The organism is Alloalcanivorax xenomutans (assembly GCF_900217905.1).
GTDB lineage: Bacteria > Pseudomonadota > Gammaproteobacteria > Pseudomonadales > Alcanivoracaceae > Alloalcanivorax > Alloalcanivorax xenomutans.
This window is the reverse complement of the sequence record NZ_OBMO01000025.1, coordinates 49,295-62,878: the sequence shown is the minus strand read 5'-3', so window position 1 is coordinate 62,878 and position 13,584 is coordinate 49,295. Positions and strand designations below refer to the sequence as shown.

Here is a 13,584-nt window from a genome sequence, read left to right as displayed (position 1 = left end):
CTCGCGTTTGAACGCGTCACTAAACCGACGCTTGCTGCGAAATTGCATACACCTTCCTCGTCAATGAAGGTGTCTACTTTTTTGGGGCCACTCCAGGAAGAGGAAGGAGCCGCCGGGTCGTAACGAGGCCGAGTCCAAAGTCCAGGAGTGGCCTCGTTGTCTTGAAAAAAAGTAACCAGTAGCACCAGATTGCCGATACGCAATCAATCTTTGCAGAGTCGCAAGGCCTTTGGCTTTTCGCTGTTCACTGTTCACTATTCACTGCCTTTCCATGTTCTTGCACTTGCTCAATCTCCGCCAATAACTGCCCCACCAAGGTATTCAGCTGCGCGTCCGGCTGGTGGCCCTTGAGGCCTTCCTCGAGGCGGCGGGCGGCTTGTTCCAGGCGCGGGGTGCCGCAGTAGCGGGTGGCGCCGTGGAGGCGGTGGACCCGTTCCAGCAGCTCTTCCTGGTCGCCGCTTTGCGCCAGGTCACGGATGCCGGGGCCGTCCTGTTCCAGATTGTTGAGCAGCATCTCGAACATGTCCCGGGCCAGGGCGTCGCGGCCGCCGGCGCGTTTGCGGCCCAGTTCCGGATCCACCACCGGGGTGTCCGGCTCGATGTCGATGTCAGCGGTCTTGTTTTCCGGCTGCGCGGGTGCGCTGCTTTGCTGACCAAGAACCCAGCGCTCCAGAGTATGGCGCAACTGCTCCTCGGTGATCGGTTTGCTCAGGTAGTCGTCCATGCCGGCGGCCAGCAGGGCGCGCTTTTCGTTTTCCAGGGCGTGGGCGGTGAGCGCGATGATCGGGGTGCGCTGGCTTTCGCCTTCCCGCTCACGCAGGGCCAGGGTGGTTTCCAGACCGTCCATGCCGGGCATGTGCACGTCCATGAAAATCAGGTCGAAGGTGCCCTGGCTGAACGCGTCCAGGGCCTCCTGGCCACCGGCGCAGGGCACCACCTGGGCGCCCAGTTCCTCGAGAAAAATGCGCGCCAGTTTGAGGTTGCCGGGATGATCGTCCACCACCAGCACGCGCGGATGGCAGCCCAGGGGCGTCAGCAATTCCTGGTGGCGGGCGCGGTCGCCGCCCAGGCCGCTCAATTCCAGCAGGGCGTCGCGCAGGCGGCGGCGGGTGGCGGGTTTGCCCAGCACCCGGCAACGGGGCTGGTCGGCCAGTTCGTCCGCCAGATAGTCGCCGTTGTTGGCCAGCACCAGCACCGGTGCCTGACTGTGCCGCGCCAGCCGCTGGATCAGCGGCGCCAGGCCCACCGGGTCCCGGGTCATGGCCGGCACGCCGACCACATAGAAATCGGTTTGCGGCAGATTCTCCGCCGCCAAGTGTGAATCCAGCACGTCCAGGCCCTGGATTTCGCTGATCCGCATGCGCCAGCCGGAAAACATATGGTACAGGCCCAGGCGGGCGTACTCGCTGGCTTCCACCAGAGTTACCGACAGCCGCGCCAGCTCCGCCGGCGGCGATTCCGGGCGGGTGCCCACATCGCGCTCACAGCGCAGCGTGAACCAGAAGGTGGAGCCCTGGCTGGGGGTGCTGTCGATGCCGATCTCGCCGCCCATGCCTTCCACCAGACGCTTGGAGATGGCCAGCCCCAGCCCGGTGCCGCCGGCCCGGCGGCTGGCGCTCTGGTCGGCCTGGGTGAAGGCGTTGAACAGGCCGCGCTGCACGTCCTCGCTGAGCCCGTTGCCGGTGTCGGTGACGGTGATCTTGACCACCGCCTCGGCGCCTTTCTGCTCCTCCAGCATGGCCCGTACCACCACCGAACCGTGCTCGGTGAATTTGATCGCGTTGCTGACCAGGTTGGTGAGCACCTGGCGGATGCGCAGCGGATCGCCGAGCAGATGGGAGGGCAGATCGGAATAGATGATCGCCGCCTGTTCCAGGCCTTTCTCCTGGGCCAGCGGCGCCAGCATGGTCTGCACGTCCTCGATGATGTCGTGCAGGTTGAGGGGAATGTGTTCCAGCGACAGGCGCCCGGCCTCGATCTTGGAGAAGTCGAGGATGTCGTTGATGATCGACAGCAACGCCTCGGCGCTCTTGCGGATGGTGTTCAGATAATCCTGCTGGCGGGGCGACAGATCCGAGCGTTCCAGCAGCCGGGTGAAGCCGATGATGCCGTTCAGCGGCGTGCGAATCTCATGGCTCATGTTGGCCAGGAACTCGGACTTGATCTGACTGGCCTTGAGCGCTTCCTTGCGCGCCATGTCCAGTTCGATGTTCTGGATTTCGATGGTTTCCAGGGTCTCGCGCAGATCCTGGGTGGCCTGATCCACGTTTTTCTGCAGCTCCGCCTGGGCATCGTCCAGGGCGCCCACCATATTGCGCAGGCCGTCCTCCAGATCGGCCAGCTCGCCCAGGGCGCCGGTCTTTGGCGGCGGGCTGAGATCGCCGTCGCGGACCCGGCGCACGGTATCCAGCAGGCCACCGATGGGCAGGGTGACCTGGGCCGCCAGCCGCGAGGCGGGAATCAGCGCCAGTGCCATCAGCAGCATCACCACGCCGAACATGGTGAGCATGGATTCGAGGATTTCCACGTACTGGCCCTGGCGGGAAAACTCCACCGTCAGCAGCTGATTGGGGCGGCCCGGCAGGGGGCGGACCAGCTGCCAACTGGAGTCGGTGAGCAGCCGGGCACCGCCCACCTCGTTGGTTTCGCTGCGTTCCACCGGCCGCAGCCGCGGCCCCGCGTGCAAATGCCAGCCCGCCCGGTGGTCGGCCAGACTGGCGGCGCGGACGTCCGGTTGTTCCAGCAACTCGCGCAGCAACTGGTCGCGCGAGGTGTCCGGCATCCCTTCCAGGGCGGCCAGCCGGGCGGCATAGCTGTCGATGATCAATTGCTGGCGCAGCGCATCGTCCACGCGCAGTTCCAGAATGCGATTGATCAGCGCATAGCCGCCGACCACCAGCGCCGCCAACAGAGCGGGCAGGGCGGTCATCGCCATGATGCGGGTGCGCAGACTGGATCGGGCCATGCTTGCCTTATTGCTATTCGGTGGCGGTCATTATGCCGGAGTTTGCGGTGGCTGCCAGTGGCGGGGTGCTCACCGTGTCCGGTGTGAAGCTATGGGCCCGCCATCGGGCTTGGGCTACAATGCCGCCCATGAACTACAAAACCATTGAATCCACGGTCGGCAATACGCCGCTGGTGCGGCTGCGGCGCCTGCCGGGGAACACGACGAACACCATTCTGGTGAAGCTGGAAGGCAATAATCCCGCCGGTTCGGTGAAGGATCGCCCGGCGCTCAACATGATCCGCAAGGCGGAGGAGCGCGGCGAGATCCAGCCCGGTGACACGCTGATCGAGGCCACCAGCGGTAACACCGGTATTGCCCTGGCGATGGCGGCGGCCATGCGCGGCTACAAGATGAAGCTGATCATGCCGGCCAATCAGAGCCAGGAGCGGCGCGACGCCATGGCCGCCTACGGCGCCGAGTTGATCTCGGTGAGCGCCGAGGAGGGCATGGAAGGGGCGCGGGATCTGGCCCAGGCGATGCAGGCGCGCGGCGAAGGCAAGGTGCTGGATCAGTTCGCCAATCCCGACAACCCGCTGGCGCATTATGAATCCACCGGGCCGGAAATCTGGCGCGACACCGCCGGCGGCATCACCCATTTCGTCAGTTCCATGGGCACCACCGGCACCATCATGGGTTGCAGCATGTATCTGAAGGAGCAGAACCCGGCGATCCAGATCGTTGGCCTGCAGCCCACCGACGGCGCCTCGATTCCCGGTATCCGCCGCTGGCCCAAGGAATACCTGCCGAGCATCTACGATGACGCGCGGGTGGACCAGGTGATCGACATGACCCAGGAACGGGCCGAGGACACCATGCGCCGTCTGGCCCGGGAAGAGGGCATCTTCTGCGGGGTCTCCTCCGGTGGCGCGGTGGCGGGTGCCCTGCAGCTTTCCGAACAACTGGAGAATGGGGTGATCGTGGCGATCATTTGCGATCGTGGCGATCGCTACCTGTCCACCGGCGTGTTCTCGGCCGGTCAGGAGTAGGCACCGCATGAACGTTCTGGTTTTCGACATCGAGACCATTCCGGATCTGGAAGGCGGCCGCCGTCTCTACGATCTGGATGGGCTCAACGACAAGGACACCGCCAGCGCGCTGTTCAATCTGCGCCGCCAGGAAAACGGCACTGAGTTCCTGCGTCTGCACCTGCATCGGATCGTGGCGATCTCGGTGGTGCTGCGTTCCGCCCAGGGCATCAAGGTCTGGTCCCTGGGGGACGAGGACAGCAGCGAAAAGGAGCTGATCGAGCGCTTTTACGACGGCATCGAACGGTTCACGCCGCAGCTGGTCAGCTGGAACGGCGGTGGTTTTGATCTGCCGGTGCTCAACTACCGCGCGCTCAAACATGGCGTGGTGGCGCGGCGGTTCTGGGAAACCGGCGGCGAGGACACCAGCTTCCGCTTCAACAACTACATCAGCCGCTATCACCAGCGCCATCTGGACGTGATGGATCAACTGGCCATGTTCAACGGCCGCGCGGTGGCGCCGCTGGATCAGATCGCCTCGCTGCTCGGTTTCCCCGGCAAGATGGGCATGAGCGGCGCCAAGGTGTTCGATGCTTTCCAGGAAGGCGACATCAAGGGCATCCGCGATTACTGCGAGACCGATGTGCTCAACACCTGGCTGGTGTTCCTGCGCTTCCAGTTGATGCGCGGCGAGATCGACGCCACCGGCTACGAACAGGAACTGACCCTGTTGCGCGATTACCTCCGCCAGGAAGGCCACCCGCACTTTCTGGCATTCCTGGAGCAGTGGGAATCCGTTGACGGTTGATAGTGGACAGTTGACAGAGAGAAAAAAACAGCCGGATCTTCAGCCGCTGTGGGAGCTTGCCTGCAAGCGAATATCGCTAAACGCCCGAGCGAACCCCATTCGCTTGCAGGCAAGCTCCCACGGTGGCTGAAGATCACCCTCCTTGTCTTTCGTCTTTCGCTGTTAACTGTCCACTATTAACTGTCAACTTAGATTTGGATTATGGCCCCACGTCGCAAGAAAAAACTGCCGGAAACACCGGTGGCCGCCACCATTGAATCCCTCAGCCACGATGGCCGTGGGATCGCCCGCCTGGACGGCAAAACCACCTTCATCGACAACGCCCTGCCCGGCGAGGAAGTGATGTTCAAATTCACCTACCGGCGGCGCAAGTTCGACGAGGGCCGGGCGGTGGAGATCCTGTCGCCGTCGCCGGACCGGGTCACGCCGCCCTGCGAGCATGCCGGCCTGTGCGGCGGCTGCAGCCTGCAGCACGTGGCGCCGGAACGGCAGATCGCGCGCAAGCAGGCGGTGCTGGAGGAGCAGCTGGCCCATTTCGGCGGCCTGGCTCCGGAGCGCTGGCTCGATCCGCTCACCGGGCCGGTCACCGGCTATCGCGCCAAGGCGCGCATGGGCGTGAAATACGTGGAGGGGCGTGGCGAGACGCTGGTGGGGTTCCGCGAGAAGCGCAACAGCTTCATCGCCGATCTGCGTCAGTGTGAAGTGCTGATACCGGAAGTGGGGCATCGCTTCATGGACTTCCGCGCCCTGATCGATGGCCTCGAGGGGCGCGGCCGTATTCCGCAGATCGAAGTGGCCCGTGGCGATGGCCCGGTGGCCCTGATCGTGCGCCACATGGACCCGCTCAGCGAGGCCGACCAGCAGCGGCTGCTGACGTTCTGCCAGCAGAGCGAGTTTCATTTGTACCTGCAGCCGGGCAACGAATCCACCGTGCACCGGGTATGGCCGGAACAAGGGGAAGAGCGTCTTTACTATCGTCATGCGGACCCGCGTTACCCACAGGCGGATGTGGAACTGGCTTTCCACCCCACCGATTTCACCCAGGTCAACAGCGATATAAACCGGCAAATGGTGCCCTTGGCATTGGATTTGCTGGAGATCGCCCCGGATCACCAGGTGCTGGACCTGTTTTGCGGCCTGGGCAACTTCACCGTGCCGGCGGCCCGTCGCGCCGCCCGTGTGGTCGGCGTGGAAGGTAGCGAGGCGATGGTTCGGCGCGGTTACGAGAACGCCCGCCGCAATGGCCTGGACAACCTGGAGTTTCACGCCTGGGACCTGTTCCAGCCGCCACAGGGGCAATCCTGGGCGCAACGGCGGTATGATCGGGTGTTGCTTGACCCGCCACGGAGCGGGGCGCTTGAAATGGTGCGGCTTATGCCCCAATTCGGTGCGCGCCGTCTGGTGTATGTATCTTGTAACCCGGCGACCCTGGCGCGCGATGCCGGGGAACTGGTGAGCCGGGGTTACCGTCTTAAAGCGGCGGGTGTGATGGATATGTTCCCCCATACCGCCCACGTCGAGTCGATCGCGGTGTTCGACCGCGATTGATGGCGCGCCGGCCGGGCCGGCGGCGATGAACCGATTGAGTGCAAATCGGCACAGAGTGCGGGTTTGCCGGGCGAGGGCCCGATGGCCGGTCAGGGCGGTCGGGTCAGCGGATTGATAACGGGACGGCCAGGGCTGGTCCGTCCGCAAGAATGCGCGGTCGTCAGCGTGCCCCTCCGATGCGCGTTATCGGGGCGGTCAGCGGTGGTGATTTGGCGCCAAGACATCACGGAGGTATTCCATGGTCACCGTACGGCGGCAGCAACCCCTGGAAACCCCGAGTCATGACTGGCAGGCATGGCTTGAGCAGTTACAGAAGCGCACCGTGGTGCGCGACGCGGAAACCCTGGCGCAGGCCTGCGCCCGGGCCGAACAATGCGAACTGGCCGGCAACGCGGCCGGCGCCAAATGGCCCTACGGCAAGGGCTGCCTGACCATCGGTCTGGAAATGGCGGATATCCTCGCCGACCTCGGTGCCGATACCGAAACCCTGCCGGCGGCGGTGCTGTACCGGGCGGTTCGCGAAGGGCAGATGTCGCTGCTGGAGGTGGACAAGGAATTCGGTGAGCGGGTGGCGCGGCTGATCGAGGGCGTGCTGCGCATGGCCGCCATCAGCACCGTGCTCAACCCCACCCGCAAGGCGGTGCTCGGGCAGCAGGACGGCCAGCTCGACAATGTGCGCAAGATGCTGGTGGCGCTGGTGGATGACGTGCGCGTGGCGCTGGTCAAGCTGGCGGAGCGGACCGTCATCATCCGCGCGGTGAAGGAATCGGAGCCGGAGCGCCAGCGCAAGGTGGCCCAGGAGATTTTCGATATCTACGCGCCGCTGGCCCACCGTCTCGGCGTCGGTCATCTGAAATGGGAGCTGGAGGACCTGTCCTTCCGCTACCTGCAACCGGGGGCCTACAAGAAGATCGCCAAGCTGCTGGACGAGAAGCGGCTCGACCGCGAGCACTACATCGAAAAAGTGATCGAGGATCTGCGCGGTCATCTGGAGCGCAGCGGTATCCGTGGCGCCCAGGTGTATGGCCGGGCCAAGCACATCTACAGCATCTGGCGCAAAATGCAGAAGAAGCACCTGGAGTTCGGCGAGGTCTATGACGTTCGCGCCGTTCGCGTACTGGTGCCGGAGGTGCGGGACTGCTACGCCGCGCTGGGCGTGGCGCATTCACTGTGGAAGCACGTGCCCAAGGAGTTCGACGATTACATCGCCAGCCCCAAGGACAACGGCTACCAGAGTCTGCATACCGCGGTGGTCGGCCCGGAACGCAAGATGCTGGAAGTGCAGATCCGCACCTTCGACATGCACGAGGAAGCGGAGCTCGGCGTGTGCGCTCACTGGCGCTACAAGGAAGGCTCCAAGGCGCGCCGCGGGCAGAGCGACTATGAGCACCGCATCGCCTGGTTGCGCCAGGTGCTGGAATGGCAGGAAGAACTGGGTGACAACGCCAAGAGCGTGGTCGACGAGCTCAAGCACGGCCTGACCAGCGAACGGGTCTATGTGTTCACCCCGGATGGCCACGTGGTCGATCTGGAAGCCGGCGCCACCCCGGTGGACTTTGCCTACCACATCCACACCGAGGTGGGGCACCGTTGCCGGGGCGCCAAGGTCAACGGTCACATCGTGCCGCTCAATTACACCCTGAACACCGGCGAGCAGGTGGAAATCCTCACGGCCAAGGAAGGCGGGCCCAGCCGTGACTGGCTGACGCCGTCACTGGGCTATGTGGCCGCTTCCTCCACCCGGGCCCGCATCCAGCAGTGGTTCAAGCGCCAGGACCGCGATGTGCACATCGCCCAGGGCAAGGCGATGCTGGAGCGGGAAATGTCCCGGTTGGCTCTGGATCGCATCGACCTGGACCTGCTGGCGCCGCAGCTCAACCTGAAAAGCGGTGACGACGTGCTGGCCTCGCTGGGTGCTGGTGACCTGCGCCCGGGGCATGTGGTCAATCAGGCGCAGGCGCTGTCGCCGGATAATCCGCAACAGGAACTGGCGTTCGTGCCGGCGCGCTCGCGGGCCTCGGAATCCGGTGATATCACCATCCACGGGGTGGGTAACCTGCTCACGCAGATGGCCAAGTGCTGCCAGCCGGTGCCGGGCGATCCGGTGATGGGCTTTATCACCCAGGGCCGCGGTGTCACCGTGCACCGGGCGGACTGTCCGAACCTGCTGGCGATGCAGGGCGAGGACCCGAACCGGGTGATCGAGGTGAGCTGGGGCGAGGCGGATCGCATCTTCTATCCGGTGGATGTGTTCCTGCGCGCCTGGGATCGTCAGGGTCTGCTGCGCGATGTGATCGCGGTGCTCTCCAACGAGAAGGTCAATGTCACCGCCGTGCATACCCAATCCCACACCGAGGACAACACCGCCACCATGCTGCTGACCCTGGAGATCTCCTCGCTGGGCAACCTGGGCAAGGTGCTGGCCAAGCTGGACCAGCTCAAAGGGGTGCTGGAAGTGCGGCGCTATAAGAAGTGAATCGGCGTGTTGCCTACCCGCGATATTTCACCAGGAGGTTTTCTTGAGCACGGACAACAACGCGACCAGTGCCATCGCGCAACTGCTCGACATCATGGCGCGTTTGCGGGATCCGGAGGGCGGCTGTCCCTGGGATCTGAAGCAGAACTTCGACACCATCGCGCCTTATACCATCGAGGAAGCGTTCGAGGTGGCCGAGGCCATCGCCCGCCGGGATTATGGCGAGCTCAAGGAAGAACTGGGTGATCTGTTGTTGCAGGTGGTGTTTCACTCACAGATGGCCCGGGAAGCGGAGTTGTTCGACTTCGAGCAGGTGACGCGAACCCTCAGCGAAAAAATGATCCGCCGCCATCCCCACGTGTTTGGCGCCGACCCGGCCGCTGACGAGCAGGCGGTGAACGCCAACTGGGAGGCGATCAAAGCCGAGGAGCGGCGGGCCAAGGGGCGTGAGCATGGCAGTGCGCTCGATGGTGTACCGGAAGGGCTGCCGGCCTTGCAACGTGCCACCAAACTGCAAAAGAAAGCGGCTAAGGTGGGGTTTGACTGGCCCGGGCCGGCGCCGGTGCGGGCGCAGGTGGAAGCGGAGTGGGCGGAGCTGGATCAGGCTCTGGATGGCGACAATATCGATGCCGTGGAAGACGAGTTCGGTGATGTGCTGTTTTCCCTGATCAACCTGGCCCGCCATTTGAAACTGGATCCAGAACAGGCGCTGCGTCGTGCCAACGCCAAGTTCGAACGCCGCTTCCGTCACATGGAAACCGTCAGCTCGTCACCCCTGGCCGGGCTGAATACGGAACAATTGGAACAACTCTGGCGTCACGCCAAGGACCAGGAGTAATTCCCCCGACGCCGCTGATGACGGCGTCTCGGGGGCTTCGTCATCTGCCTGTCACGTCCCGCCTCGCGACTGTGAAATAAAAACTTCACATAAAAGCAACTTTTCCGTCATTCGCTCTCCCCATACTCCGCCCCCAAGCAACCAGGATGTTCGCGCGGCTTCCGCTCGACGTCTTCCGTGCTGTTTTTAACTTGCCTGATTGATAGGAGATGCTGCGATGAAAAAGAATTTGCTCGCGATCGCTGTGGGGGCGGCCGTCGCTCTGCCTGGCCTGGCCCTGGCGGACGGTCCTACCGTCTACGGTAAAGTGAACATTTCACTGGAAAACCAGGAAAATGAAATCGGTCAGTCCGGAAGTGTGGACGACGACTGGTCCCTGAACAGCAACGCTTCCCGTGTTGGTATCAAAGGCGACTTCGATCTGGACTTCGCTGGTCTGAAGGCGATCTACCAGGCGGAATACCAAATCTCCGTTGACGGCGATGATGACGAGTTCAGCCAGCGTAATATCTTCGGTGGTCTGGCCGGCGACTTCGGTGTGCTGAAAGCCGGTAAGTTCGACACCCCGACCAAGGTTGCCCAGGGTAAAGTGGATCAGTTCAACGATCTGCAAGGCGATATCAAAAACATCATGGCCGGTGAAAACCGCGCCGGAAACATCGTTCAGTACAGCACCCCGACTCTCGGTGACATGGTCACCATCCACGGTGCTTTCATCCCGGGTGAAGGCGAAGACCTGGACGGCGACGGCCAGGAAGAAAACGATCTGGCGGATTCCTACTCCATCGCGATCATCGCTGAAAAGGGCATCTTCTACGGCGCCCTGTCCCACGATGCTGATATCGAAGACGAGCTGGTTGTTGATGGCACCACCGGTACCACTCTGGACATCACCCGCGCCGCGGTGATGCTGAAGCCGGGTAATGTGGAACTGGGCGCTCTGTACCAGATCGCCGAAGAATCCGAAGCCGACGGCGAAGACCAGTCCTTCCTGGTCAGCGGTGCCTACAAAATCGACCGCTGGAAGCTGAAAGCCCAGTACGGCATGACCCAGGGCGATCAGACTGACGACGAAGCCACTCTGATGGCGGTTGGCGCCGACTACAAACTGGCCAAGGCCTCCAAGGTCTACGCCTACTTCTCCCAAGTGTCCCTGGAACCGGATGCCGGTGAAGACCGTGACGACACCACCTTCGGTGTGGGCATGGAGCACAAGTTCTAAAGAATACGGACTCACGTCCTGAAGTTTCCTCGAAGCAAGTGACAGCCTTGCCCGCCTTCCTGGCGGGCTTTTTTTTATTTGACGCTTACACGCCAAACCCTTGGCCCGCCCGTGCCGCCTTGCGGCTATGAGCTCACACCCTATTCGCTGCCAGGCAGTTTCCCACGGAGGAAGCCACGGAGCCGCTGTGGGACAGCAGCGATCCACGGACCGCGATACGGTTCTTTGACCCCTCTCATTGGTCCTGTCATTAAATCGTCATATAGTGTGCTCCCATTTTTCATGTGAGGGAGTAGGGATCATGAACACCGTACATCGCGGACTCATTCCGGCATTGCTGGTTTTTCTGCCGGCCTCGGCGCTGGCCGCGCCGCAGTTTTATGGCCGCATCGATATCGCACTGGAAGGCACCGATGACTATCCGAGCCGGACTCTGGCTTCGGCACTGGATGACATGGACGAGGGCGATTCACCGTTACGCGACGGCTGGTTCGTGGAAGCCTATAACTCCTATCTGGGTGTGCGTGATGAAGTGCCCTTGGATGTGGGTGGATTGTCACTGATTTACCAGTTCGAAGCCGGTTACGATGTGGACGGCAGCAGCAGTCGCACGTTCAGCACCCGCAACAGCTACATTGGTCTGGCAACGCCCTGGGGGCGGGTTTTCGCCGGTCGTTATGACAGCCTGGTCAAACAGGCGGAAGGCAAGCTGGATCAGTTCAACAACACCGCCGCTGACATGCAGACGGTGTTCACCAGCCAATATCGCAACAGCAATACCCTGAACTGGGTCAGCCCGAACCTGGGCAACCTGGTACTGAAAGCCCAGCTCGCGCCGGGCGAACAGGATGAACTGGGCACGCCGCCATACGACGAGACCAAGGACGGCCTGGCCGATATTTACGCGCTGTCCGCCACCTGGAATAGCGATGCCCTTTACGCCGCCTTGGCTTACGAGCACGGCTATACCGAAAGAGCGCTGCCGGCACCGGTGAGCCTGAATGTGCCCGCGGACCGGGATGTGCTGCGCGGGGCCTTGGGGATGCGGGTAGGTAACCTGTCCCTGGGCGCGATCGTTGAAGAACTGCGTCTGGATCCGGACTATCCCGGCGCCAGCCGTCTCGACGGCACTTCCTACCTGCTCAGCGCCGGTCTGGCCATGAGCCCGCGCCTGACCCTGAAGGCACAGGGGGGCCGCTTCGACAGTGACGATCTGGGCTACACCCTGACCACCGGCACCGTCGGCGCGGATTACAAGCTGGGCGCCCAGACCACGGCCTATACGCTGCTGTCAGTGTCCGATGCGGACGTGGACGATGACGCCGCCGGTTATGACGACGGTAAAGGCGGGTTGGTGTCAGTGGGGCTGGCGCACAAGTTCTGATTGAGGTCCGTGGGCCGCTGGTGCGCGACCTCAAGGATATGAATCAGAGGTGTCCGGTTACAAAAAAAACGGCCCCTTGATGGGGCCGTTTTTTGATCGTGCTGGTTCCGATCAGCCCTGCCAGCGTTGCAATGCCAGGGTGGCGTTGGTGCCACCGAAACCGAAGCTGTTGCTGATCGCCAGATCCGGGGCGCGCTCCAGCCGTTCGGTAAGGATCGGCAGGCCAGCGGCCTGCTCATCCAGCTCCTGGATGTTGGCGGAAGCGGCGGTGAAGCCGTCGCGCATCATCAGCAGACAGTAGATGGCTTCCTGTACGCCGGTGGCGCCCAGGCTGTGGCCGGTCAGGCTCTTGGTGGAGCTGATGCTCGGCACGGTGCCGCCGCCGAATACTTCGCGGATCGCCTTCAACTCCGCCACATCCCCCACCGGAGTGCTGGTGCCGTGGGCGTTGATGTAATCCACCGGGCCTTCCACCGTGGACAGGGCCTGACGCATGCAGCGCGCCGCGCCTTCGCCGCTGGGCGCGACCATGTCGTAGCCGTCGCTGGTGGCGCCGTAGCCCACCACTTCCGCGTAGATACGGGCGCCGCGAGCCTTGGCGTGCTCCAGTTCCTCCAACACCACCATGCCGCCGCCGCCGGCGATGACGAAGCCGTCGCGGCTGGCGTCATAGGCCCGTGATGCGGTTGCCGGAGTGTCGTTGTACTTGGTGGAAAGCGCGCCCATGGCGTCGAACAGGCAGCTCAGGGTCCAGTGCTCTTCCTCGCCACCGCCGGCGAACACCACATCCTGCTTGCCCATCTGGATTTGCTCCACGGCATTGCCGATACAGTGGGCGCTGGTGGCGCAAGCGGAAGTGATGGAGTAGTTGAGGCCCTTGATCTTGAACGGCGTGGCCAGACAGGCGGAGACCGTGGACGCCATCACGCGCGGCACCATGTAAGGACCGATGCGTTTGACGCCGCGGGAGCGGGCAATGTCCGCCGCTTCCACCTGATTCTGGGAAGAGTGGCCGCCGGAGCCGGCGATCAGACCGGTGCGCTCGTTGCTGACCTGGTTGTCTTCCAGGCCGGAATCGGCGATGGCCTGTTGCATGGCCACATAGGCGTAGGCCGCGGCATCGCCCATGAAGCGGCGGCTTTTGCGGTCGATCAGCGCTTCCAGATCAATGTCGGGGCTGCCGGCGATCTGGCTGCGCATGCCCTGAGCCTGATATTCCTCCTTGAAACGGATGCCGGAGCGTCCTTCGCGCAGCGCAAGAGAGACGGTATCGGTATCGTTGCCCAAACAGGAAACGATGCCCATGCCGGTAATAACGACGCGTCGCATAATGACT

At 63.1% G+C, this 13,584-nt stretch carries 9 protein-coding genes; 7 read left to right on the top strand and 2 right to left on the bottom strand.

What is annotated here, in order from left to right:
• Positions 1–244: 244 nt before the first annotated feature.
• On the bottom strand, positions 245–2,965 hold the full coding sequence (locus tag CRO06_RS17665; protein ID WP_026948966.1) for a response regulator: 2,721 nt from the start codon (positions 2,963–2,965) through the stop codon (positions 245–247).
• 128 nt (positions 2,966–3,093) lie between these two features.
• On the opposite strand from CRO06_RS17665, the gene cysM reads away from it, so the two are divergent.
• The 7 genes from cysM to CRO06_RS17630 all read left to right on the top strand — a co-directional run bounded on the left by cysM (position 3,094) and on the right by CRO06_RS17630 (position 12,248).
• Positions 3,094–3,993 (top strand): cysteine synthase CysM, encoded by a 900-nt coding sequence (gene cysM, locus CRO06_RS17660; RefSeq protein ID WP_097059021.1) that lies wholly within the window; start codon positions 3,094–3,096, stop codon positions 3,991–3,993.
• A gap of 7 nt (positions 3,994–4,000) precedes the next feature.
• A complete protein-coding gene (locus CRO06_RS17655; RefSeq protein ID WP_026948964.1) occupies positions 4,001–4,780 on the top strand; it encodes a 3'-5' exonuclease in 780 nt (259 codons plus the stop codon).
• A gap of 201 nt (positions 4,781–4,981) precedes the next feature.
• Positions 4,982–6,328 carry a 23S rRNA (uracil(1939)-C(5))-methyltransferase RlmD gene (gene rlmD, locus CRO06_RS17650; RefSeq protein ID WP_022996741.1) on the top strand — a complete coding sequence of 449 codons (1,347 nt, stop codon included), beginning with the start codon at positions 4,982–4,984 and terminating at the stop codon, positions 6,326–6,328.
• A 238-nt stretch (positions 6,329–6,566) separates the two neighbouring features.
• A complete protein-coding gene (gene relA / locus CRO06_RS17645; protein ID WP_022996742.1) occupies positions 6,567–8,804 on the top strand; it encodes a GTP diphosphokinase in 2,238 nt (745 codons plus the stop codon).
• 43 nt (positions 8,805–8,847) lie between these two features.
• Positions 8,848–9,642 (top strand): nucleoside triphosphate pyrophosphohydrolase, encoded by a 795-nt coding sequence (mazG, locus tag CRO06_RS17640; RefSeq protein ID WP_022996743.1) that lies wholly within the window; start codon positions 8,848–8,850, stop codon positions 9,640–9,642.
• Between the two features lie 217 nt (positions 9,643–9,859).
• Entirely contained in the window at positions 9,860–10,864 is a 1,005-nt protein-coding gene (locus CRO06_RS17635; RefSeq protein WP_022996744.1) for a porin, read from the top strand.
• 301 nt (positions 10,865–11,165) lie between these two features.
• Positions 11,166–12,248: a porin gene (locus tag CRO06_RS17630; protein WP_022996745.1), complete on the top strand. Its 1,083-nt coding sequence runs from the start codon at positions 11,166–11,168 to the stop codon at positions 12,246–12,248.
• Positions 12,249–12,359: 111 nt separating this feature from the next.
• Here the strand turns inward: CRO06_RS17630 and fabB are convergent, their stop codons facing one another.
• Entirely contained in the window at positions 12,360–13,577 is a 1,218-nt protein-coding gene (gene fabB, locus CRO06_RS17625) for a beta-ketoacyl-ACP synthase I (protein WP_026948961.1), read from the bottom strand.
• Positions 13,578–13,584: the final 7 nt, after the last annotated feature.